This is a genomic window from Leucobacter chromiireducens subsp. solipictus, assembly GCF_016758195.1.
Classification (GTDB): domain Bacteria; phylum Actinomycetota; class Actinomycetes; order Actinomycetales; family Microbacteriaceae; genus Leucobacter; species Leucobacter solipictus.
Genome location: NZ_QYAC01000006.1, coordinates 43260 through 66339, shown reverse-complemented (window position 1 = coordinate 66339; position 23080 = coordinate 43260). Strand labels below are relative to the sequence as shown.

General features: G+C 69.8%; 24 protein-coding genes. 11 read left to right on the top strand and 13 right to left on the bottom strand.

All coding sequences use genetic code 11. The features are described from left to right. Positions 1 to 62 precede the first annotated feature (62 nt). The 7 genes from D3230_RS11730 to D3230_RS11700 form a co-directional block, all read right to left on the bottom strand. Positions 63 to 245 carry a hypothetical protein gene (locus tag D3230_RS11730; RefSeq protein WP_202345234.1) on the bottom strand — a complete coding sequence of 61 codons (183 nt, stop codon included), beginning with the start codon at positions 243 to 245 and terminating at the stop codon, positions 63 to 65. A 42-nt stretch (positions 246 to 287) separates the two neighbouring features. Next, on the bottom strand, positions 288 to 977 hold the full coding sequence (locus tag D3230_RS11725; protein WP_202345233.1) for a DsbA family protein: 690 nt from the start codon (positions 975 to 977) through the stop codon (positions 288 to 290). An 88-nt stretch (positions 978 to 1065) separates the two neighbouring features. Then, positions 1066 to 2001, bottom strand: coding sequence for a 4-(cytidine 5'-diphospho)-2-C-methyl-D-erythritol kinase (locus D3230_RS11720; RefSeq protein WP_202345232.1), 936 nt, complete (start codon positions 1999 to 2001; stop codon positions 1066 to 1068). A 70-nt stretch (positions 2002 to 2071) separates the two neighbouring features. Continuing rightward, the gene (gene rsmA, locus D3230_RS11715; protein ID WP_337249177.1) at positions 2072 to 2899 is read right to left on the bottom strand and encodes a 16S rRNA (adenine(1518)-N(6)/adenine(1519)-N(6))-dimethyltransferase RsmA; all 828 of its coding nucleotides are present in this window, start codon (positions 2897 to 2899) and stop codon (positions 2072 to 2074) included. Positions 2900 to 3024: 125 nt separating this feature from the next. Further along, on the bottom strand, positions 3025 to 3933 hold the full coding sequence (locus D3230_RS11710; protein WP_202345230.1) for a TatD family hydrolase: 909 nt from the start codon (positions 3931 to 3933) through the stop codon (positions 3025 to 3027). Continuing rightward, positions 3933 to 5543: a methionine--tRNA ligase gene (metG, locus tag D3230_RS11705; RefSeq protein WP_202345229.1), complete on the bottom strand. Its 1611-nt coding sequence runs from the start codon at positions 5541 to 5543 to the stop codon at positions 3933 to 3935. The genes D3230_RS11710 and metG overlap by 1 nt, the downstream gene beginning before the upstream one ends. Before the next feature lie 41 nt (positions 5544 to 5584). After that, on the bottom strand, positions 5585 to 6082 hold the full coding sequence (locus tag D3230_RS11700) for an OsmC family protein (RefSeq protein ID WP_202345228.1): 498 nt from the start codon (positions 6080 to 6082) through the stop codon (positions 5585 to 5587). A gap of 73 nt (positions 6083 to 6155) precedes the next feature. Between D3230_RS11700 and D3230_RS11695 the strand changes: the two genes are divergently transcribed. Then, positions 6156 to 7550 carry an aminotransferase class III-fold pyridoxal phosphate-dependent enzyme gene (locus tag D3230_RS11695; RefSeq protein ID WP_202345227.1) on the top strand — a complete coding sequence of 465 codons (1395 nt, stop codon included), beginning with the start codon at positions 6156 to 6158 and terminating at the stop codon, positions 7548 to 7550. Between the two features lie 1356 nt (positions 7551 to 8906). Here the strand turns inward: D3230_RS11695 and D3230_RS11690 are convergent. Both D3230_RS11690 and D3230_RS11685 read right to left on the bottom strand, forming a co-directional pair. Further along, a complete protein-coding gene (locus D3230_RS11690) occupies positions 8907 to 9116 on the bottom strand; it encodes a hypothetical protein (protein WP_202345226.1) in 210 nt (69 codons plus the stop codon). A gap of 319 nt (positions 9117 to 9435) precedes the next feature. Beyond that, the gene (locus tag D3230_RS11685; RefSeq protein ID WP_202345225.1) at positions 9436 to 10149 is read right to left on the bottom strand and encodes a TetR/AcrR family transcriptional regulator; all 714 of its coding nucleotides are present in this window, start codon (positions 10147 to 10149) and stop codon (positions 9436 to 9438) included. A gap of 117 nt (positions 10150 to 10266) precedes the next feature. Here D3230_RS11685 and D3230_RS11680 point away from each other — a divergent pair, with 117 nt between their 5' ends. Next, positions 10267 to 11253 (top strand): ABC transporter ATP-binding protein, encoded by a 987-nt coding sequence (locus D3230_RS11680; protein WP_202345224.1) that lies wholly within the window; start codon positions 10267 to 10269, stop codon positions 11251 to 11253. After that, positions 11250 to 12041 carry an ABC transporter permease gene (locus D3230_RS11675; protein WP_202345223.1) on the top strand — a complete coding sequence of 264 codons (792 nt, stop codon included), beginning with the start codon at positions 11250 to 11252 and terminating at the stop codon, positions 12039 to 12041. Before D3230_RS11680 ends, D3230_RS11675 begins: the two co-directional genes overlap by 4 nt. A gap of 115 nt (positions 12042 to 12156) precedes the next feature. On the opposite strand, the gene D3230_RS11670 is transcribed toward D3230_RS11675, so the two are convergent. After that, on the bottom strand, positions 12157 to 13038 hold the full coding sequence (locus D3230_RS11670; protein ID WP_202345222.1) for a protein phosphatase 2C domain-containing protein: 882 nt from the start codon (positions 13036 to 13038) through the stop codon (positions 12157 to 12159). 71 nt (positions 13039 to 13109) lie between these two features. After that, a complete protein-coding gene (locus tag D3230_RS11665) occupies positions 13110 to 14102 on the bottom strand; it encodes a substrate-binding domain-containing protein (protein ID WP_202345221.1) in 993 nt (330 codons plus the stop codon). A gap of 124 nt (positions 14103 to 14226) precedes the next feature. On the opposite strand from D3230_RS11665, the gene D3230_RS11660 reads away from it, so the two are divergent. From D3230_RS11660 to D3230_RS11625, 8 genes are all read left to right on the top strand, one after another. Then, on the top strand, positions 14227 to 15195 hold the full coding sequence (locus D3230_RS11660; protein ID WP_202345220.1) for a substrate-binding domain-containing protein: 969 nt from the start codon (positions 14227 to 14229) through the stop codon (positions 15193 to 15195). A gap of 56 nt (positions 15196 to 15251) precedes the next feature. After that, the gene (locus tag D3230_RS11655) at positions 15252 to 15986 is read left to right on the top strand and encodes an ATP-binding cassette domain-containing protein (protein ID WP_202345219.1); all 735 of its coding nucleotides are present in this window, start codon (positions 15252 to 15254) and stop codon (positions 15984 to 15986) included. An 84-nt stretch (positions 15987 to 16070) separates the two neighbouring features. Further along, positions 16071 to 16991 (top strand): ABC transporter permease subunit, encoded by a 921-nt coding sequence (locus D3230_RS11650; protein ID WP_202345218.1) that lies wholly within the window; start codon positions 16071 to 16073, stop codon positions 16989 to 16991. Next, positions 16988 to 18076 (top strand): phosphotriesterase family protein, encoded by a 1089-nt coding sequence (locus D3230_RS11645; protein WP_202345217.1) that lies wholly within the window; start codon positions 16988 to 16990, stop codon positions 18074 to 18076. The genes D3230_RS11650 and D3230_RS11645 overlap by 4 nt, the downstream gene beginning before the upstream one ends. Beyond that, on the top strand, positions 18073 to 18822 hold the full coding sequence (locus D3230_RS11640; RefSeq protein ID WP_202345216.1) for a glutamine amidotransferase: 750 nt from the start codon (positions 18073 to 18075) through the stop codon (positions 18820 to 18822). The genes D3230_RS11645 and D3230_RS11640 overlap by 4 nt, the downstream gene beginning before the upstream one ends. Then, entirely contained in the window at positions 18819 to 19766 is a 948-nt protein-coding gene (locus tag D3230_RS11635; protein WP_202345215.1) for a nucleoside hydrolase, read from the top strand. Before D3230_RS11640 ends, D3230_RS11635 begins: the two co-directional genes overlap by 4 nt. Further along, positions 19763 to 20680, top strand: coding sequence for a PfkB family carbohydrate kinase (locus D3230_RS11630; protein WP_202345214.1), 918 nt, complete (start codon positions 19763 to 19765; stop codon positions 20678 to 20680). The genes D3230_RS11635 and D3230_RS11630 overlap by 4 nt, the downstream gene beginning before the upstream one ends. Continuing rightward, positions 20677 to 21957, top strand: a complete 1281-nt coding sequence (locus D3230_RS11625; protein ID WP_202345213.1) for a M20 family metallo-hydrolase — start codon at positions 20677 to 20679, stop codon at positions 21955 to 21957. The genes D3230_RS11630 and D3230_RS11625 overlap by 4 nt, the downstream gene beginning before the upstream one ends. Here D3230_RS11625 and D3230_RS11620 read toward each other — a convergent pair. Further along, complete coding sequence (locus D3230_RS11620) at positions 21923 to 22699, bottom strand: YaaA family protein (protein WP_202345212.1); 777 nt, start codon at positions 22697 to 22699, stop codon at positions 21923 to 21925. The genes D3230_RS11625 and D3230_RS11620 overlap by 35 nt on opposite strands. Before the next feature lie 118 nt (positions 22700 to 22817). Beyond that, positions 22818 to 23078, bottom strand: coding sequence for a F0F1 ATP synthase subunit epsilon (locus D3230_RS11615; protein ID WP_087012952.1), 261 nt, complete (start codon positions 23076 to 23078; stop codon positions 22818 to 22820). Positions 23079 to 23080: the final 2 nt, after the last annotated feature.

Genomic DNA, 23080 nt, shown 5'->3' with positions numbered 1-23080 from the left:
GCTACGGATCCGCGGGCTACGGATCCGCGAATCCGCGGGCCGCTCGCGGACCCGAAAGACCGCTACGCGCAGCAGGATCCGCCGCAGCACGAGCCGCCGGCGGAGGTGTTGCCCAGGAGGTTCAGGATCTCGCGGGTCTCCGCATCGGCGAAGCTCGCGGCCCCGTCCAGGCCCGCGGCCGGATCGGACTCGGTGTGGGGTGCGGCCTGAGATACCTCGGCCTCGGTCTTCGTGGTCTCGCTCATGGGGGATCCTTTCACAGGGGAAACGGGTGGGAAAAGGGGGCGCTACTGCGCGGCTGCCTCGGCCGCCGCCGCGGCCTGCTTCAGCTCGAGCACCTGCTCGAAGACGCCGGTGAACGCTTCGGCGGTCTGCGCACCCGACACCCCGTACTGCTGCTCGAGCAGGAAGAACGGCACCCCGGAGATGCCGAGCATCTTCGCGCGGGTGATGTCGTGCTGCACGGCCTCGCCCAGTTCCTCGCTCTCGAGGGCGGCGCGGACGGCGTCTGCGTCGAGCCCCGCCTCGGCCCCGAGTCGGGCGAGCGCGTCCGGGTCGGACATGTCCTCCCCCTCGGCGAAGTAGGCGCGGAACAACCGCTCCTGGACCTCGGGCTGCACGCCCTCGGCCTTGGCAAGGTGGAGCACGCGGTGGGCGCGCTGCGTGTTTGCGTGGCGCACGCGCCCAAAGTCGAAGGTGATCCCCTCGGAGGCGGCGAGCTCGGTCATCTGCCCCAGCATCTGCTCGACCTGCGCGGCGGGCATGCCCTTGTGCGTCACGAGGAAATCGACCTCGCTGCCGGCGAAGTCGAGCGGGGTGTCGGGGGCGAGCTCGTAGCTGTGGCTCTCGATCTCAAAGGTGACGTCCGGGTGCTGCGCGGCGAACGCCGCGATGCCCGCCTCGAAGCGGTGCTTGCCGATGTAGCACCAGGGGCAGGCGATGTCGGACCAAATGTCTACGCGGATCGTTTCACTCACGCACAGTGCAACCGGGCGACTGCGCGGCCTATTCCCCGAGACACCCGGAAAGTTGCGCCGTGATCAGCGCCCCACACCCGGTGCCGGATCAGTGCGCGTCGAGCACCCGCGCCCCGGGCACCGGCCCGGTCGCGATCAGCGCACGAATATCGCGCCGCCCCAGCACACTGCGCAGCTCGGCCGCGGCCTGCGGGCTCTCGACGAGGAACGCGATGGTCGGGCCGGATCCCGACACGATGCCGGCAAGCGCGCCGCGCGATTCGCCCAGCTCGAGCAGCTCCGTGAGCTCGGGGGCGAGTTTCAGCGCGGCGACCTGCAGATCGTTGTGCATGGCGTCGGCGAGCGAGTCGGCGTCACCGATCCGCACGGCCTGCAGCACGGCCGTGTCGACCTTCACGAGATCGGGCTGCGGCCCGAGGTCGTCGGCGTAGACATCGCGGTGCTGGTCGAGCGTGCCGTACACGAGCGGCGTGCTCAGGCCCAGGTCCGACAGCGCGAGCACCCAGTGGAACGCGCCCTTCGCGAGCGCCGGGCTCAGCTCGTCGCCGCGGCCCGTGCCGACGGCGGTGCCGCCCTCCAGGGCGAACGGGACGTCAGCTCCGAGTTCGGCGGCGAGCGGGAGCAGGCCGGACCTTCCGAGGCCGGTCCCCCACAGCTCGTCACAGGCGACGAGGGTCGCGGCGGCGTCCGCGGATCCGCCACCCATGCCGCCCGCAATCGGGACTCGCTTCAGGATCGTCAGGGCGACGCCGCCCGGGTATCCGGTGCGCTCGGCGAGCGCCTTCGCCGCCGCGATCGCGAGGTTCGTGCCGTCGACCGCGAGACCGCTGCAGTCGATGGGGCCGGTGAACTGCACGGAGAAGTCGTCGGCGGGCGTCGCCGTGACCTCCTCGAACACCGACACGGCCTGGTAGAGCGAGGCAACGTCGTGATAACCGTCGTCCTGCAACGCACCGACGCGGAAGAACACGTTGATCTTCCCCGGTGCTCGCACGGTGACCGTGCGCTTCGGAGTGGGGCTCATAGGTACCACACTAGTGGTCCGCACGGCCCCCCAAATCCCGCACGTTCACACGACGTCATTCACTCGCGCGTTACCGTGCGCGGGCGATGGCGAGGTAGTCGTCGATGCCGAGCTGCTCCGCGCGCAAGGTGGGATCGATCCCCGCCGCCTCCAGCACCGTCACGACGGTGTCGAGCGGGCCGAGTACGGGCTGCAGCGATTGGCGGAGCATCTTGCGGCGCTGCGCGAACGCCGCGTTCACGAGCGCGAACGTGACGTCGCGTTCCTCGATCGTGCCGCGCGGCGTGTCCCGGCGTTCGTATCCCACGAGCACCGAATCGACGCCGGGCACGGGCCAGAAGATGCGCCGGCTCACGGTCCCCGCGATCCGCCACGGGCCGTACCAGGCCGCCTTCGCGCTCGGGGCCCCGTACTCCTTGCTGCCGGGCTGCGCCGCGATGCGGTATCCCACCTCGGCCTGCACCATCACGAGCCCGCCGCGCAGCTCGGGGATGAGATCGAGCAGCTCCATCAGGATCGGCACGGACACGTTGTACGGCAGATTCGCGACGAGCAGCTGCGGTGCGCTCGGCAGCGCGGCAAGCATGTCCGCGGTCAGCTCAAGCGCGTCGCTGCGGATCACCCGGAACCGCGCGGCAGCCGCGGGCTGCATCGCGGCGATGGTGGCGGGCAGCTCCGCGGCGAGGCGGTGATCGATCTCCACGGCCGTCACCTCGGCACCGGTCTCCGTGATCCCGAGCGTCAGCGAGCCGAGTCCCGGGCCGACCTCGATCACGTGATCCGCCGCGGTCACCCCGGCGAGCCGCACGATCTTCCGCACCGTATTCGGATCGATCACGAAGTTCTGGCCGAGCTTCTTGGTCGGGGAAACGCCGAGCCGTTCCGCGAGTTCCCGCACCTCGGCGGGGCCGAGGAGCGCCGGGGTGGAACCGCCAGCGGCAGATCCGCCGGTGCCGGATTCGACAGCGCCGGACTCGACAGCGCCGGACTCGCCGGCGCCGGATCCGGCGTCCGGTGCCGCGCTCACGCGGCCGCCTCCTCGGGGTCCCACGAGCCGTAGACGCGTTCCGTGTTCGCGGCGAGCTGCGCGCACAGCTCGTCGAGGGGCATGCTCAGCGTTTCCGCCATGCGGCGCACGGTGTGCGGCAGCAGGTACGGGGCGTTCGGCCGGCCGCGGAACGGCTCGGGCGTGAGGAACGGCGCATCCGTTTCCGCGAGGATGAGCTCGGGCCTCGCGACCGCGAGCGCCTCGCGCAGGGCGGGCGCGTTCTTGAACGTCATGGTGCCCGCAAAGGACATGAACCAGCCGCGGTCGTTGCAGATTCGCGCGAGCTTCGCATCGCCCGAGAAGCAGTGGAACACGGTCTTCTCCGGCGCACCGACGCGCAACAGGGTCGCCACGACCTCGTCGTGCGCGTCGCGGTCGTGGATCTGCATCGCGATGCCGTTGGCCTTCGCGATGTCGATGTGCGTTTCGAAGGCCTCGATCTGCGCTTCACGCCCGTCCTCGCCCGTGCGGAAGAAGTCGAGCCCGGTCTCCCCCACAGCCCGCACGCGCGGTTCCGCGGCGAGCCGCGAAATCTCGGAGAGGTGCGCGCTCAGCTCCCCGCGCGCGAACAGCTTCGGGGCTTCGTTCGGGTGCAGCGCGACGGCCGCGAGCACGCGCGGGTCGCTCGCCGCAAGCTGCGCGCTCCAGCGGCTGGTCTCGAGGTCGGTGCCGACCTGGACCACGCCGCGCACGCCGACGGCCGCGGCACGATCCAGCGAGTCGAGCGGTTCGAGCTGATCGATCCCGTCCTCGAACTCGAGGTGCGTGTGGTTGTCGTACAGCGGAATCGGCAGCGGCTCCGGCGCGTCCGGCCGGGTCATGTCCCGGCCGGGCGCGCCGACGCGCTTCCGCAACCCCGGCTCGGGCGCGGGGGTGGAGCTCATCACTGGGCAGCACCACCGGTGGTCGGCAGTTCGCTTTCGATGCGCGGGAAGAGCACGGCGAGCGCGTGCTGCTCAGTGCCCGCGGGCAGGCCGCCCCAGGCGCCGGCCTCACGGATCGGGCGCGCGCTCAGCTCGCCGAGCGCCGCCTCCGCGCCCAGCGCGGTCCACAGCTTTGCCGTCGCCTCCGGCAGCACCGGGGCGAGCAGCTCCGCGAGCACGCGAAGCCCCTCGGAGGTCGTGTACAGCACCGTGCCGAGCCGCGCGCGCTGTGCCGGATCCTTCGCAAGCGCCCAGGGCTCCTGCTCGGTGATGTAGCCGTTCAGCGCGTCCACCAGCTCCCACACGGCGGCGATCGCCTCGTGGATCGCGTAGGCCTCGATCTTCGCGTCCGCACGCTCGGCCACGCTCGCGGCGAGCTCACGGATCGCCGCATCGGCGGGCGCCTCCTCCCCCGCCTCGGGCACGCGCGCGTCAAAGTACTTCGCGTTCATGGCGAGCACCCGGCTCGCCAGGTTCCCGAAGCCGTTGGCGAGTTCCGCGTGGTAGCGGGCCGAAAGGTCTTCCCAGCTGAAGGAGCCGTCGTGGCCGAAGGACACGGCGCGCATGAAGTAGTAGCGGAAGGCGTCCGCGCCGAAGGTGTCGGTGATCTCGTTCGGGGCGATGCCCGTGAGCTTCGATTTCGACATCTTCTCGCCGCCCACCAGCAGCCAGCCGTGCGCAAACACGGTCGTCGGGACCTCGAGCCCGGCGGCCATCAGCATGGCCGGCCAGATCACGGCGTGGAAGCGCAGAATGTCCTTCCCGACGATCTGCGCGGCGGGCCAGTGCTGCAGCTGCGCCGCGGGCTGCTCGGCATCCGCGCCGTAGCCGCGCGCGGTGATGTAGTTGAGCAGCGCGTCGAACCAGACGTAGGTGACGTGGGAGGAGTCCCACGGAATCGGGATCCCCCAGTCGAAGGAGGTGCGCGAGATCGAGAGGTCCTCGAGCCCCTGCTGCACGAAGGCGATGACCTCGTTGCGCGCGCTCGCGGGCTGCACAAAATCGGGGCGCTCCTCGTAGAGGGCCAGCAGGCGATCCTGGAACGCGCTCATCTTGAAGAAGTAGTTCTTTTCCTGCAGCAGTTCGAGCGGCTTGGAGTGGATCGCGCAGACCTTCTCGCCCTCGAACGCCCCGACGCCGTCGACGATCTCGCTCTTCGGCTTGAACTCCTCACAGCCCACGCAGTACAGCGCCTCGAACTCGCCCGCGTACACGTGGCCGTCGTCGTAGAGCTTCTGCAAGAACGTCGCGACGCCCGCCTCGTGACGCGCATCCGTGGTGCGGATGAAGTCGTCGTTCGAGATGTTGATGGTGTCGAGCAGGGGCTTCCACGCCGACTCGACGAGGCGATCCGCCCACTCCTTCGGGGCGACACCGTTCGCGGTCGCGGTGCGCAGGATCTTCTGCCCGTGCTCGTCGGTTCCCGTGAGGAAATACGTCTCGTCACCCGCCTGGCGGTGCCACCGGGCGAGCACATCCGCGGCAACCTCCGTGTACGCGTGCCCGATGTGCGGGGCGTCGTTCACATAGAAGATGGGCGTGGAGAGCGAAAACGAGGAGGTCTGGGCCATACCCTCCAGTCTATTCGGTCTCGCGGGCTCGCGGGTCCGTGTTACATCGGCTCCGGAGCGGCGCTCTCCGATCCGGCGACAACGATCTCCGGTTCGTGGTGCACGGGGAAGTTCACCGAGTTCGCGATGAAGCAGGCCTCCCGCGCCGCGGCGTGTGCCTCCCGCGCCGCGTCCACCATGCTCGCGTCCGTCACGGTGACGCGGGGGCGCAGCACGACCTCCGTGAAGGCACCGCCGATCCCGCGCTGCTGCATCGTGCCGCTCGCGGCGTCCGTGTACGCCGTCACGACCACCCCGGCGCGCACCGCCATGTGCAGGTACGACAGCATGTGGCACTGCGCGAGGGCCGCCACCAGGAGCTCCTCCGGGTTCCAGCGATCCCGATTGCCGTGGAACGTGGGGTCGGCCGACCCCTCAAGCGGGGGCTTGTGTTCCGCGTGGATCAGGAGTTCCCGGCCGTACTCGCGGTAGCCGCTCGTCCCGGTGCCGCGGTTGCCCGACCATTCGATGTCGATCCGGTACTCGTGAAGATCCTTCATGGCCCCAGCGTAGTCACCGCGGGCCCGCGGGAGCCAGCCCCCGCGTTCGCCCCGCAAGACTAGGATCGAACTCATGACCGAATCGAACGTGAGCACTCACTCCTCCCCCGTCAGCGCCGACGCGGCTTCGCCGGAGACCGCCGTCTCTCAGGAGCGTCGCGTGGTGACCGCGATCCCCGGGCCCCGATCCCAGGAGATCCACGCCCGACGGCAGGCCGTGGTGCCGCCCGGGGTGCACAGCGTGCTCCCCGTCTACATTGAGCGTGCGCACGACTCGATTGTCGTCGACGTCGACGGGAACCACATCGTCGACATGTGCGGCGGAATTGGCGTGATGACCGTCGGGCACACCGACGACGCCGTCGTCGCGGCGGCCACTGCCCAGCTCCAGAAGGTCACCCACACCCTCTTCACCATGACCCCGTATGAGCCGTACGTGCAGGTTGCCGAGCACCTCGCGAAGCACGTGCCCGGCTCCACCGCGGACGCGCCGTACAAGACGCTGCTCATGAACTCCGGGGCCGAGGCCGTGGAGAACGGCGTCAAGATCGCGCGCAAGTTCACGGGCCGCCCCGGCGTCGCCGTGCTGGAGCACGCGTACCACGGCCGCACGATGCTCACCGCGAGCATGAACCACAAGGCGGCGCCGTACGCGCTCGGCTACGGCCCCCGCGCCAGCGACATCTACAAGGCCCCGAACTCGTACCCGCTGCAGGATGGGCTCAGCGGCGCGGAGGCCGCGGCGCGGACCATCGCCTACCTCGAAAAGTGCGCGGGCGCGTCGGATCTGGCCTGCCTGGTGGTCGAGCCGATCCAGGGTGAGGGCGGCTTCATTGTCCCCGCCGACGGTTTCCTCCCGGCACTCGCCGAGTGGTGCCGGGACAACGGCATCGTGTTCATCGCGGACGAAGTGCAGGCCGGCATGGCGCGCACCGGCACCGTGTTCTCGATCGAGCAGTTCGGCGTGGAGCCCGACATCGTGCTCTCCGCCAAGGGCATCGCGGGCGGCCTGCCCCTCGCCGGCATTACGGGCCGCGCGGAGATCATGGATCAGTCCCAGCCCGGCGGCCTCGGCGGCACGTTCGGCGGCAACCCCGTCTCCTGCGCGGCGGCCGTCGCCGTGTTCGAGCAGATCGAGGCGCAGGATCTCCTGGCCGAGGCGCGGCGCATCGAGCGCGTGTTCGGTGCGGGCCTCACGCGTCTCGCGGAGAAGTACCCGGTCATCGCCGAGGTCCGCGGGAAGGGCGCGATGCTCGCGATCGAGGTCGTACAGCCCGGCACCACGGCGCCGAACGCCGAGGTGGTGGCGCAGGTGATTGACTTTGCCGCGCAGCAGGGCGTGCTGTTGCTCAGCTCGGGCGTGCACAACCAGGCGATCCGCTTCCTGCCCTCGCTGAAGATGACGGATGAGCTCCTCGAGGACGTGCTGAGCGTGCTCGACGCGGCCTTCGCCGCCGCCACCGCGTAACCCGTCGCGCGCCGCGACACGCGCCCGCCGGTCACCCCGTGTGCCCGGCGGGCGTTCGTGTCTCCGCCCGCGTGCGCCGCCCCGGCCCTGTGCCGGCCGCGTGCGCCGCGCCTCGCCCCGGGATCCGGGCCCTGCTCTTCCCTACCCCGCTCCGGGAATCCGGGCCCTCTCTTCCCCGGAACAGCATCCATGGGTGAGTTTTCGGGGCTTAAGCGCCGCGAAGCCCCGAAAACTCACCCATGGATGGCCGGATCGTCCGCGCGAGGGCGGGGCCCGGCGCCCGGACGCTCGGGCGGGCACGTCCGGACGCGCCCGAATACCCCGGCCAAGGCGCACGCGCAGGCAAGCACCTACGTAGAGGCGGGCGGGCGCACAGGCACTCGGGCCCGGGCAGACTTGTACGTACGCGCGGGAGTCCCCAGGCCCAGGCACCCAGGCAGACAAGCGCCCGGGAGCACGCGGGCAAGCACATGCGGCCAGGCGGGCTCACTCTTGAGCGCACGCGGGCCCAACGCTCGGCGATGCCCGCGAACAGGCCACGCATGTCCTGGAGCGCGAAGGCGATCTCCACACGCCCGAACACGCGTTCGACCTTCGGCTCCGCCTCCGCCCCGCGCCCCCGTCCCGGGGATCCGGGCCCTTCCCTTCCCCGGCGCACATCCATGGGTGAGTTTTCGGGGCTTGAGCGCCACGAAGCCCCGAGAACTCACCCATGGATGGCGGGATCACTCGCGAAAGCGGGGCCCGGTGCCCGGGCGGGCACGTCCGGACGCGCCCGAGTACCCCGGCCCGGGCGCACGCGCACCCATGCCACGGGCAGACATGTACGTACGCGCGCGAGTACCCTGGACCCGGCACGCAGGCAGACAGGTACCCGGGAGTACGCGGGCACGCACACGCGGGCAAGCACACGCGGCCAGGCAGGCTCACTCTTGAGCGCGCGCGGGCCCAGAGCCCTGCGATGCCCGCAAACAGGGCACGCATGGCCTGGAGGGCGAAGGCGATCTCCTCACGCCCGAGCACGCGTTCAACCTTCGTCTCGGCCTCCGCCCCGCCCCGGGATCCGGGCCCCGCCCGCCCCCGGCACAGCATTCATGGGTGAGTTTGCGGGGCTTGAGCGCCGCGAAGCCCCGAAAACTCACCCATGGACGGCAGGATCGTCCGCGAGCGCGGAGTCCGGGTGCCCAGGCACCCTGGCGCACGGGCACCCGGGCCCCAGGGCGGGCATGCACGGACAAATACGTACGCGCACGGGTACCCCAGAGCAGGTGCACGCGCGGGCACACAGGCACGCAGGCTCACGCGGGCGAGCACGCGCATGCACGAGCGGCCAAGCAGGCGCACGCGCGCGGGCACCTAGAGCTCGGCGATGCCCGCGAACAGGGCACGCATGGCCTGGAGCGCGGAGGCGATCTCCTCACGCGCGAGCACGCGTTCGACCCTCGGCTCGGCCCGCGCCCCGCCCCGTCGCGCCCCCGCCCCGGGCTCCGGGCCCTTCCCGCCCCTGGCACAGCATCCATGGGTGAGTTTTCGGGGCTTGAGCGCCGCGAAGCCCCGAAAACTCACCCATGGATGGCCGGATCGTGCGCAAGAGCGGGGCCGGGTGCCCGGACACACGGGCGGGCAGGCGCACAAGCGAGCAGGCACGGATGCGCGCGAGTACCCCGGCCCTGGCGCACGCGCAGGCAAGCGCCTCCGTGGAGACGGGCGGGCGGGCGCACGCTCGCGGGCAGGCACGGACGCGCGCGAGCACCCCGGCCCATGCGCACGCGCAGGCAAGCGCCTCCGTGGAGGCGGGCGCACACTCGCGCGGACGCGCGGGCAGGCGGACGCAAGCACACTCGCGGGCGGACGCACGCTCGGGCGCACGCTCGCTCGAGGGCGCCTAGCGCTCGGCGATGCCCGCGAGCAGGGCGCGCATGGCCTGGAGCGCGAAGGCGATCTCCTCGCGCGCGAGGACGCGTTCGTCGTTGGGCTCGGCACCCGTCTCCGTCGCGGCCTGCCCCGCCGCGGCCTGCTCCCCCGCGCGGGCGAGCGCGGGGATGAGCTCGGCGATGAGTTCGCGCACCTCGGCGCGATGCTCGGGGACGCGGCGGCCGAAGAGCAGGGCTTCGACGCCGAGCGTCGCGATCGCGTCGAGGTCGGGCTCCACGTCTGCTCGCTCGGGCAGTGGCGTCTCCGGCTCACCCGCACCGTCCGAGTCCCGGAGCCGCTCCACGACCGAGCGGACGCTCGCGAGAAACACCTGCTCCTTGGACCCGAAGTGCGTGTAGACCGCCCCCTTCGTGAACCCCGCGGCCTGCGCGATGTCCACGAGCGACACCCCGGCAAAGCCACGTTCTGCGAACAGTCGCGCCGCCTGCACCAGGAGCTGCTCGCGGGTGCTCAGCGGCCGGGCACGTTGTTCCACCCACGCCGAGGCCTGAGCCAACGCCTCGGCTGCGGCGAGGAGCCCCTTCGTGACGCCGCTCTCCGCTGAGCTACTCGCGGCTTTGAAGCTCTGGCCGAGTTGGCCCGCGGCATCCGCGAGCGCCTGCGCGGCGTCCCGCAGTTGCTGGTCGCCGCTCTCGCCGCGGTCGTTGCGTGCTCGTGCCCCCATGCGGACAGTGTAACCGCAAATCCTTCCGGGTATCCGTATTGTTTTCAATACATACCCGTGAGTATGTTGATCCCGAAGGGTATGACCGGGTGAACCCGGCCGACGAAAGGACCGCACATGCCCCACCGCACGACCACTGCCCGATTGCCGCACGATCCCGTGCTGCGCATCGAGCGCCTCACCAAGCGCTATCGCGGGGCACCCGCTGCCGCGAACGCGGAAGTCTCCCTCACCGCCCATCCCGGACAGGTGCTCGGCGTACTCGGCCACAACGGCGCCGGGAAGACGACCCTCGTCAACCAGATCACCGGTCTCCTCACACCCGACTCCGGGACCATCTCCCTCGCCGGGGTCGACGCGGTCGCGCACCCCGCCCGGGCACGCGCGCTCGTCTCCGTGCAGGCGCAGGCCAACGTGCCGATCACGGGCCTCTCGCCGCGTACCGCGATTGAGCTCGTCGGCCGGATCCGCGGCGGCGAAGCCCGCGAGATTCGCACGCGCACGGCGGAGCTTCTGGACGCGCTCGACCTGGGCCCCTGGGCCGACACACCGGCGCAGAAGATCTCCGGCGGCATCGCTCGGCTGACCGCGTTCTGCATGGCCGCGGTGCGCCCGGGCTCGCTCGTCATCCTCGACGAACCCACCAACGACGTCGACCCGGCGCGGCGACGCCTCCTGTGGGCCGCAATCCGCGAGATCGCCGCCGAGGGCCAGGCCGTGCTGCTCGTGACCCACAACGTGCGCGAGGCGGAGCACGCCGTCGACGAGCTCGTGGTGCTGAACCGGGGTGCGGTCCTCGCCTCGGGCACGCCCGCAGCGCTCACCGCGCACCTCCGCGCGCAGCTCCTCCTCACGCTCGACGGAGTCACCGTCCCGCCCCTCCCACCCGGCCTCCGTGCGGATCGCACGGGTCCGGCTCAGGCCACCGTCGCGGTCCCCGCCGAGCGCGCCGCGGAGCTGGTGGCGTGGGCGCACGCAGCGGTCGACGCGGGAGCGCTGGATCGCTTTGCGCTCACCCCCGCGTCACTGGAAGACGTCTATCTGGAACTGGTCGGGGCAGAGTCTTCCGAGCCGGCGTCGCAGGAACGGGGGCGGGCCGCATGAGCACCATCTCGACCACGGCGCGGGGCGTCCCGGCGCTGCAGCGCACCCCGCGCGCCGCGGGCCTCCGCGCGACCTGGTTCCTGCTCGTCTGGCAGGTGCGGCGACAGGCCGAGAACCTGCCGCTCACGATCGTCGTGCAGACCGGGCTCGCGGTCTCCACGGTGCTGGGCTACGAAATCCTGATCGGCGACGTGTCCCCCGAGGCCGCGCTGTTCCTCGCGACCGGGGCTCCCACGATCACGCTCATCACGGTCGGACTGGTCATGACGCCGCAGCAGATGTCCCAGTCACGCTTGGAGGGCAGCGCCGAGTGGCTGCGCACGCTCCCCGTCCCCCGGGCGGCGTTTCTCGCCGCGGATCTCAGCGTGTGGACCCTGCTCGCACTCCCCGGGCTCGTACTGGGCGCGGTCGTGGGCGCGATCCGCTACGATCTCAGCTACGAACTCCAGTGGTGGATCGTTCCCGTGGCGCTGCTGGTGTCGCTCACCGCGGCATCGATCGGGTACGCCTTCGCGGTGATCCTGCCGCCGATGATCGCGATGCTGCTCTCTCAGCTCCTGGTCTTCCTGCTGTTGCTGTTCTCACCCATCAGCTTCCCCGCCGCGCACCTGCCGCAGTGGCTCCAGAACGTGCACGACGTGCTCCCCATCGAGTCGATGGCGAATCTCATGCGCGCGGGCCTCGCGGGCCAGACGTTCTCCGCGAGCGGGCGAGATCTCCTGGTGGTGCTGCTGTGGTGCGCCGGATCGGTGGCCGTCGCACTCCTCACGCTCCGGAAGCGCGGCTAGGCGTCCCCGGCGCGGACGTGTCCGCAGTGGCCCGGTTCCCGCGCCACGCCGCCCGGTGGGCCCGGCGACGCGTCCGCGTGAGCGCCCGACGGCCGCGTAAACGCAGCCGGAATCGCTACGGGGCTTCGAACACCGTCACGGGTTCGGTGTCGACCTCTTCGTCGAGTTCGGAGAGGTCGATGCCCGCCGCCTGCACGCTGCCGGTGTCGATCACGTCGCCCACGGCGTGGACGTCGAGCACGATCGCGGTGACGTTGTCGCGCCCGGCGTTTTCCACGGCCTGCTGCACGAGCATCGTCGCCGCCGCTTCAGCGGTGGGCTGGGTCGCGAGAAAGTGCTGGATCCCGATGTCGGTGAGCTCTTTGGTCAGGCCGTCGGAGCAGATCAGCAGGCGCTGTCCCGGGATCAGGGCGAGCGAGGTGTACTCGGGCACCGGAGCCTCGTTGAAGCCGACCGCGCGGGTGATCACGTTGGCGTGCGGGTGCGTTTCCGCCTCTTCCTCCGTGATCGCGCCCGTGTCGATCAGGTGCTGGACCACGGAATGGTCCACCGTGATCTGGCTCAGCGCACCCTTGAAGTACTGGTACACGCGGGAATCGCCGATGTTAAAGACTTTCCACGTGGGCTGGTCCTCGGCGCTCAGGCAGACCCCGGTCACGGTCGTGCCCGCGCCCAGCTCCGTTTCTCCGGCGTCGAGCTCGATGTCGTCGACCGCATCGGCGAGCAGCTCGTCGATGTCGTTCTCGGACACCTCGATCGAACCGCCGAGTTCGGCGAGGCGCCGCACCACGGCGGCCGAGGCGATTTCGCCCGCCGAGTGCCCACCCATGCCGTCGGCAACCGCGAAGATCGGGGGCAGCGTGACGTAGCTGTCCTGATTCGTCTCGCGTCGTCGCCCGACATCGGTCACCCCGAACCAGGAGAGCTCGATCTCGAGGTCACAATCGGTGCGGTACCGCAAACGTCGCCGAGACGCGTTCTCGCCGCGCACGGTCACCGGTTCCACCTCTTAGACACCTGGATATCCTACCGTGCCGAGCAAGTGAACGCCGCCTCGGGGCAAAAGCCCTACTCCGGACTCGACTCTCCGAGCACAAACTCCGGCTGCAGCAGCGTCTCCGCCGGGGTCGCGCTGCCGGGCTCCGCACCAATCAGGAGCCTGATCGCATCGCTCATTTTCTCCACCGGCTGGCGCACAGTGGTGAGCTTGGGAAGCGCGAAGCTTGCGATTCCGACGCCGTCAAACCCCACCACGCGGAAGTCACCCGGAACGTTCATGCCCGCCGCGTGCAGCCCGGAAATCGCTCCCAGCGCGATGACGTCGGCCGCGGCGACGATGGTCCCCGTCTTCGTTCCGCGGCTCAAGAGCTCCGTGACCGCCTGGTACCCCCAGTCGATATCGAACGCCCCGGAGAACTGGGGGGAGTTGGGGAATGCCCGGTGGAATCCTTCCCAGCGCTCTCGTCCGGAAGAGGAGTGCGGATCCGCGCCAAAAAAGGCGACCTCGGATTCAGACACCCCCGTCGCGCGCACGTGGGCCGCGATCAGTTCCATGCCCGCGGCGTTGTCCCCGCCCACGAACGGCACGTCAACCGTGGCGACTCGTCGGTCGAACTGGACCACGGTGACCCGCTGCTGAGCGAGGCGCAGCGTGGCCGCGCTCTCCACCTCGTCGCAGGGGATGATCACGAGCGAATGGATCTGCTGCCCGAGGAACGATTGCACCCCCTGCGCTTCCACCTCGACGCTTCCCGCTGCGCTGCTCACGAGCAGTTCAAAGCCGTGGCTCCTGAGCGTGCGAGCCAGCTGCTCAGCGAGGGCCGCGAAGAATGGATTGTCGAGGTCGGGGACCATGAGCCCGACGATGTTGAGGCGCTGCTGACGCAGCGCGCGGCCCAGCAGGTTGATCTGGTAGCCGAGATCCCGCGCGGCGGCCTGCACGCGATCCCGAACCGCGGGGTTCATGGATCGCCCACCACTCAACGCGCGCGAAACGGTTGCGGCCGAGACCCCCGCATGGGCCGCGACGTCCTTCATCGTGACGGGTTTCCGATGGCTCACGCCCACCTCCCACACTCGTTACCAAAATGAGACACAAGTTCCGGTTCCCGGCGCTCTCTCGTAAGGCTACTCTGAAGTCCAGTCCGGTAATCGATTTCCAACCCAGTGTTATTGGAGTACAAAGATGTCTCTCACACGCACCCAACGCGGTCTTGCCGTCGCGGCGACGGCAGCCATGGCGGCCGTCGCCCTCACCTCGTGCAGCACCGGAAACGAAAGCCCCGAGGCGGGCGGCTCCGGCGGAGCCAGTTCAGATTCCTGCGTCATCGGCATGACGCAGATCAACCAAACCGCGGTGTTCTTCACCGAGATGAACGCGGGAGCTCAGGAAGCGGCCGACGAACTCGGCTGCGAGCTCAACATCACCAACGCCAACAACGACTCGGCCCGGCAAAGCTCGGACATCGAGAACTTCGTCACCCAGGGCGTGGACGCGCTGATTGTGGTTGCCATTGATGTCAATGGGGTGCAGCCCGCGGTCACCGCAGCGCAGGCCCAGGGCATCCCCGTGATCGCGATCGACGCGGAGGTGGAGGGCGTCGACACCTTCGTCGGGGTCGACAACACCGCGGCCGGTGCCGAAGCGGCCGCCTGGGCCATCGAGGAAGGCCTCATTTCCGGCCAGAGCTACGGGGTCGTCAACGCCAAGAGCTCGTTCATCCAGAACCAGCGCGAAGACAGCTTCCGCGCCGCGATCGACAAGGCCGGCGCGACACACACGCAGAGCGTCAACGGCGACAACGTCCAGGAGAAGGCGGCCACCGCGGCCCAGGATCTCGTCACCGCGCAGCCGGACATGAACTTCATCTACACCACCGGCGAGCCCGCCACGGTCGGCGCTGTCGCCGCGCTCTCCGGGAAAGACACGAGTACGACAATCATCGGCTGGGATCTGACCGCCGAGGTCATCGCCGGGATCGACAGCGGGCTGGTCCGGGCCGTCATTCAGCAAGACCCCCGGCAGGAAGGCACGGAGGCCGTCAAGGAAATCAAGGCCATCCTCGACGGTGCCGAGCCGAGCGAGTTCATCGACGTGCCGATCACCATGGTGACCAGCGACAACGTCGACGAGTTCCGCGAGATCTTCAACTGAGTGACCGGGTGGCATCCACCGCGGATGCCACCCGCCTACTGCCAAGGAACGAACACATGAACTCCACACCACGCGTTGAAATGGTGGATATCCGGAAACACTACGGTGCCGTGAAGGTGCTCCGCGGGGTCAACCTCGCTGTCGCACCCGGCGAGGTCATCGGCCTCGTCGGCGACAATGGCGCGGGCAAGTCGACGCTGATGAAGATGCTCGCGGGCGCGGTCACCCCGGACTCCGGGAGCATTCTGATCGATGGCGTCGCCCTCGAAAACTCGGATCCCCGCGCAGCACGGCGGGCCGGAATCGAGATGGTCTATCAAGACCTCGCGCTCTGCAACGACATCGATGTCGCTGGCAATCTCTTCCTCGGCCGCGAGCCCTACCACCCGCTCACGCGCAGGCTCAACCTCGCGAAGATGCACGAGGATGCGGCGCGCGACCTCGAAAAGCTGCACATCCGGATCCCCGACACCACTCAGGAGGTGGGGACACTCTCGGGTGGCCAGCGGCAGGCCATCGCGATTGCACGCGCCGTCGCATTCGATCCGAAGGTGCTCGTCCTCGACGAGCCCACCGCTGCGCTCGCCGCGAAGGAGGTCGAGATGGTGCTCCAGCTCATTCGCGACGTGTCGGCGCGCGGGGTCAGCGTGATCCTCATCACGCACCGCCTGCAGGATCTCTTCGAGGTGTGCGACCGCTTCGACGTCCTCTACGAGGGCGTCCTCCACAAGAAACTGAATCCCGAGCAGACCAGCCTGACCGACCTCGTCACGGCCATGATGGGAAAGTAGCCTCCAGTGACCTCATCGATCATCACCACAGCAACTCAGACGTCCTCCCGGGGGATGTCCCGCTTCGTCAGCACGCATTTCGGCGTGCTGTCCATCACGGTCGTCTTCGTCCTGCTCTTCGTGCTCTTCTCGATTCTGACCCAGGACTTCTTCTCGGCAGAGAACCTCGTGAACGTTGCGCGCCAGATCGCCCCGACGGTCATTGTCGCGATGGCGATGACGTTCGTGATCACGACCGGCCAGATCGACCTCTCCGTCGGCTCGCTCGTCGGGCTCTCCGCCGCCGTGCTGGGGATCTGGGCGGTCAGCGGCAACGCGATCGTCGCGCTGATCCTGACCCTCGCGCTCGGCCTTGTCCTCGGGCTCGTGAACGGTGCGCTCACGGCGTTTGGCAGGATGCAGTCGTTCATTGTGACGCTCGCCGGCCTCACCGCGCTCCGCGGTGTTGCGCTCTTCGTGACCGGCGGCTACAGCACGCCCATCACCTCGCCCCTGCTCACGCCCATCGGCCAGGGCCGTTTCCTGGGCCTGTACACGCCGACGTGGATCGCGATCTTCGCCGTCGCGCTCGCCTGGTACGTGTTCAACCACACCCGCTTCGGTCGGTACGTCGTCGCGGTCGGTTCCAACGCGGAATCGCTGCGCCGCTCCGGCGTCGACATTCGCCGGATCCAGATGGCGGTGCTCGGGTTGACCGGGCTGGCCGCCGCGGTCGCGGGCATCATCACCGCGGCGCGGCTCTCGAGCGGCTCCCCGAACTCCGGGACCATGTTCGAGCTTGAGGTGATCACCGCCGTGGTGCTCGGCGGCACCTCGCTCATGGGCGGCCGCGGTTCGATCATGGGCACCGCCGTCGGGGCGCTCACCCTCGGGATCCTCAGCAACGGGCTCGTGCTCCTGAAGGTCGACGTGTATTGGATTCCCATCGTGCAGGGGCTCATCCTGGTGGTCGCGATCCTCGTGAACACCCGCCTGTTCGCGAAGTTCTCACGGAGCGCGACGTGACCGCAACCGTCACGACCGTGACCGGGGAAATTCCGGTCACCGAGCTCGGCGTCACGCTCACCCACGAGCACCTCGTCAACGATGTCACGTCGTGGGCGCAGCGCACCACCGCCCGCGGCGTCGACGCGGAGGCGTACTGGGATCAGCCCGTCGACATGAGTGTGCTCTGGGAGCTCAAGAACGATCCCTTCGGCAATCTCGACAACTGCCGGCTCGACGACCTCGACCTGGCGGCACGCGAGCTCGCCAGGTTTCGGGACCTTGGCGGGGCGACGGTGATCGACACGACCAGCATGAACGGCGGCCGGAATCTTCCGGCGCTGCGCGAGCTGAGCCGCCGCACCGGCGTAACGATCATCGCCGGCACCGGGTACTACCTCGATCCCAGTCTGCCGGAGGGCTTCGCGGCGTTCGATTCGGAGGACATCGCGCAACAGATCCTCGCCGACCTCACCGTAGGGGTCGACGGGGTACGGCCGGGCATCATCGGCGAGATCGGCGTGGGTGCCGAGTTCCCCGAGACGGAGCGGCGCAGCCTGCGCGGCGCCTTCCTCGCCCAGCGCGAGACCGGACTCCCGGTGCAGGTGCACCTGCCGGCCTGGTTCCGCCGCGGACACGAGGTGCTGGATCTCGCCGAGCGCAGTGGCGTCGCCCCCGAGTCGGTGGTGCTCTGCCACATGGGCCCCTCCGGCGCGGACGTCGCGTATCAGCACGAACTGCTCGGACGCGGCGCGTGGCTCCAGTACGACATGATCGGCATGGAAGTGTTCTACGCCGACCAGGGCGTGCAGTGCCCCTCGGACGAGGAGAACGCGCAGCGCCTCGCCGACCTCGCGGCCGCCGGGCACCTGTCTCGGCTGCTCATTTCACAGGACATCTTCCTGAAATCACTGCTTCGCGAGTACGGCGGCCCGGGCTACGGGCACATCCTGCAGTACTTTGTCCCGCGGCTGCGCCGGCTGGGATTCGATACCGCCGCAATCGACCAGTTGCTGATCGCGAACCCGCGCGCGATGCTCGCCGGCCGCGCGGCCGCACCCTCTTCCCACTCCCCCACTCCCAACGCCACCAGGAGGCAATCATGATTCGCGTACTGCTCGCAGGTGAAAGCTGGACCGTTCACGAGATCCATCAGAAGGGTTTCGACCACTTCACGAGCACCAGTTTCGGGACGGGTGCCGACGCGTTCATCGCGGCGGCCGCGACGGAATCGATCGTCGTCGAGCAGATGTATGGACACGATGTCGCCGCGAAATTCCCGCGCACCGCGGATGAACTCGCCGAGTACGACGTCATCATCATCTCCGATATCGGCTCCAACTCGTTCCTCCTCACCCCGGAGACCTGGACCCGAGGCGAGCGCAGCGAGAACTCCCTCCGCGCACTGGTCGAATGGACCCAGCGCGGCGGCGGGCTCATGATGGCCGGTGGTTACCTGAGCTTCCAGGGCATCAACGCCGCGGCGAACTTCGCCCGCACACCGCTCGCGGAGGCCCTCCCCGTGCAGATGCTCGCTGGCGACGACCGCGTCGAGACCCCCGAGGGGTCCCCGGTCGCCGCCGTGGCGGGCGGGCACCCGCTCGGGGCGCTGCTCGCCGGCGCGCCCGATCTGCTGGGCTACAACGAGGTCGCGCTCAGAGACGGGGCCGAGCTCGTCGCCACGGTGGGGAATCATCCGCTGCTGACCACGCACACCTTCGGTGCCGGCCGCGCGCTCGCGTGGACCTCTGACATCGGACCGCACTGGTGCCCGCAGCCGTTCCTCGACTGGGATGGCTTCGCGCCGCTCGTCGGCGGCATGCTCCGCTGGCTCGCAGGGGAGGACTCATGACCGCGACTCCCGTCATCATCGACTGCGACCCCGGGCACGACGACGCGATCGCGATCCTGCTCGCCGTCGCCTCCTCCGAGATCGATCTGCTCGCCGTGACCACGTGCTTCGGCAACTGTGCGCTCGAGGACGCCACGCGCAACGCGCTCCAGGTCCTGGAGCTGGCGGGGGCCACTGACGTGCCGGTCGCCGCGGGAGCGACGGGACCGCTGCGGGGTGCCGCCACGCTGGGGAACTACGTGCATGGCGGCTCCGGCCTCGACGGCCCCGAACTGCCGGTGCCCAGGCGCGGTGCGATCGCGGAGGACGCGGTCGCCCTGATGACCCGGCTGATCGAGGGCGCGGCGCAGCCGGTGACGCTCGCGGTGATCGGACCGATGACCAACGTGGGGGCGCTGCTGTCCGCCAGGCCGGATCTGCGCGAGGGCATCGCCGAGATCATCTTCATGGGCGGTTCGACCGAGCGTGGGAACCACACCCCGGCCGCCGAGTTCAACACCTTCGCGGATCCGGAGGCGCTCGACATTGTGCTCCGCTCCGGCGTGCCTGTGCGAATGATCGGGCTCAACCTCACCCACCAGGCGCTCGCCACACCCGAGGTCGTGCGGCGAATGCAGGAGCTGCCGCACGAGGTCGGCCAGACCGCTGCGGCGTGGATGGGCTTCTTCGGATCCTCGTACCACCGGGTCTGGGACTTCGCCGCCCCGCCGGTCCACGATCCCTGCACCATCGCGGCGCTCATCCAGCCCGAGCTCATTGAGTGGGTTGACGCGTTTGTCGCGGTGGAACTCACCGGTGAGTGGACGCGCGGTGCCACGCTGGTGGATCTCCACAACCGCTACCCGGAGCACGCTCCCAACGCGCGGGTCGCCATGCGGCTCGACGCCGCCGGGTACTGGGACCTGGTGCTCGCCGCGCTCGAGGAGCTGGGACGCCGCTCATGACGCCGGGGCACACGCCTGCGGTGACCGTGGTGGGCTCGATCAACCTGGACACGACGCTGCGGGTCACGTCGCTCCCCGGCCCGGGTGAGACCACCCTGAGCACGGCGCAGCTCGTCGCACCGGGCGGGAAAGGCGGGAACCAGGCCGCGGCCGCGGCCTGGGGCGGTGCCACCGTCCGCTTCGTGGGCAGCGTCGGTGACGACGCCGCGGCGGATGCGGCGACGGCGAATCTGCGCGCGCTCGGCGTTGAGCTTTCCGGCCTCGAGCGCGCCCCGGACGCGCCGACCGGGAGCGCGGTGCTGCTGGTCGCGGACGATGCCGAGAACGTCATCATCGTCACACCGGGCGCAAACCGCGCGGTCGATCCCGCCGGCGTTGCCGCAGCCCTCAGCGCGCACCCGCCGACGGTGCTGCTGACGCAGCTCGAAACGCCACTCGCCGTCACCGCGGTGTGTGCCGCGCAGCCGACCGTGCCCTGGCGAGTGCTGAATCCGGCACCGGCAGGTGACGCCGCCGCGCTGGCACCGCTGCTCCCCGGCTTCAACGTCGTGATTCCAAATCGAACGGAGCTCGGGCAGCTTGCCGGGCGACAGGAACCGCGGTCACTTGACGAGGTGGCGGCCTGCGTCGCTGCGCTGGCCTTTGCCGGGACGGTAATCGTGACGCTCGGAGCTGACGGCGCCGCCGTCTGGGAACCGGGTGCGCGCACCCCGCTCGTGCTGCCCCCGCCGGCCGTGACGCCCGTCGACACGAGCGGTGCCGGCGACGTGTTTTGCGGGGTGTTCGCGGCCGAACTCGCACGGCACGGCGACGTCGCGGCTGCCGCCGCTGCCGCGGTCGCCGCCAGCGCTGCCAGCACCGAGCGTTCTGGCGCGCAATTGGGACCCGGGGCGCTCACGCGGGTGCGGTCATGACACGCGGTGCCCCCGAGCTGGCGCGGTTCTCCGAGGAGTGGGAGCACCTGTCGGGCCTCGTCTCGACCGAGCTGCCGGGCTGGTCACGCACCGGCTTTAGCGAGGAGGATCGGGCCGCACGCTCCTGGCTGCTCGCACGCATGCGCGACGCCGGCCTGAGCGCACAGATCGACGCCGCCGGAAACCTCATCGGCGTGCGCGAGGGCACCGATCCTGCGATGCCGGACATCGTGATGGGGAGTCATTCAGACACCGTTCCCGGTGGCGGCCGCTTCGACGGCATCGTCGGGGTGCTCGGGGCCATCGAGGTCGTCCGGATGCTCACCGCGGCAGGCGTCCGCCTGCGCCGCGGCCTGCGCGTTGTCGATTTCGCAAACGAGGAGGGCAACCCGCAGGGGATCAAGCTCGTCGGCTCCAGAGCCATCGCGGGGAGCCTCGACCGCGCCGCCCTCGAGGCGACCGACGAGCGCGGTGAATCGCTTGCAGCGCTCATGGCTCGGGGCGGTCACTCCCCCGAGCACCTGGACGGTGTGCGGTGGAAACGCGGCGACATCGCCGCCTTCCTGGAGTTACACATCGAACAGGGGCCGGTGCTCGAAGCGCGCGGAGCCGCGATCGGTGTGGTCACGAGCATCTGCGGCATCAGCACCTTCACGCTCGACGTCACCGGTCGCCGGGACCACGCCGGCACCATGCCCATGTCCACACGCTCCGATGCGCTGTGCTGTGCGGCGGACGCCGTACTCACGATTCGGGATGTCGCGGCTGCCGCCGCGGACGCGGTCGGCACCGCCGGTGCCATCACGACCCCGAGCCCGCTGACCAACACCATCTCCGAGGCCGCGCACGTTACGGGCGAGTTCAGGAGCCCGACGGCCGAAGGTCTCGCGGATCTGCGCACCGCCTTCGGCGCGCGAGTCGTGGAGCTTGACCGAGCTCATCGCACGAGCACCAGGCTGGGCTGGGTGCACACGGATGCGCCCACACCGATGGACGAGGCGCTCTCGCAGCTCGTCGTTCGCGCGGCGGAGCGCAGCGGTCACGCGCCCCTCAGGCTCTCCTCCGGCGCCACGCACGACGGCGTGTCGATGGCAGAGATCGCGCCGAGCGCGATGATCTTCATCCCGTCCCGCGACGGGCGCAGCCACTGTCCCGAGGAATGGAGCGACACCGCGGATATTGGGCGCGGAATCCAGGTGCTCTACGACGCGGTCCTGGCGATCGACGCCGCGCAGACGCCCCTCACGAAGTCCGCGCCGGGGCCCCGAGCCGGGTGATCAGGGTGAGCTCCCGCGCCTCGGGGTCCGCCGTGAGCTCAAGGCCCTCGGCGGTGGCCCAGTCGAGCAGGTCTTCGACACGCTCGTAGTCCTCCCCCGCACGGGCGAGCCGCCGCACCAGGTCGCCCTTCGCCGCCTTGTTGAAGTGGTTCAGGGCGCGCACGACGCCGTCGTCACCGCGCTGCGACACGTGCACGAACCAGCCGCGATCTCGCGGAAGCGGGGCGAGGGCCACGTAGTCGAGCGAGCGGAGATCCAGGATGAGCCCGGCACGCGCCCAGTCGAGCTCGGCGTGGGCGTCGGACCACAGCCGCTTCAGCGGCGACCCCAGCTCGGGCAGCCGGGAGCCCGCGGACACCCGGTAGGCGGGGATCTCCTCCCCCAGTCCGAGCACCCCAAACAACGCGGACTGCACGGCGACATGGGCGGCCAGCCACTCGCGGGCGGCAGGGTCCAGGGACGGCGCGTCGAGCGCGTCGTAGAGGACCCCGGTGTACCGATCCATGACCGGCATCACCCCGCTCGTCGAGAGAGCGAGATTGTGCTCGCGCTCCCCACGGTTCTTGGTGCCGAGCTTGAGCGCGCGCACCGCAGCCTCTTCGTCGGCGCTCACGGTCTCGAGCGCCGCGCGCACCGCGGCTCGGGGCGCGCCCAGGATGGCGTCCCGCGACAGGCGCGCGGGATCGAACTCACCGGTGCCGCCGGTCCGTTTGGTTTCGGAGGGAGGGAGGAGGATCAGCATGCGGGGGTCCTTTGCACTTCGGGAAAACGGCGTGAGGCCGGTCCGCACACCCGGGGGTGGCGAACCGGCCTCACGCTCGGTCGCGGCAGCCGCTCACGCGGCCGCTGCGGGGATCTCGCTAGGCGAGACCTGCCTTACCAGCGACGATGGTCACCGTGTCGTGATCGACCGAGAGGAACCCGCCCTCTGCGTCGACCGTCACGTTCTCACCGTCCGGAGTGGTCACCTTCACTTCACCCTCTCCGAGGAGAGCGAGCAGCGGTTCGTGACCAGCGAGGATGCCGATCGAGCCCTCGACCGTGCGCGCAACCACCTGGGTTGCGGCGCCGGCCCAGACCTCGCGGTCCGCCGAGACGACACTCACGTTGAGCTGGCTCATGC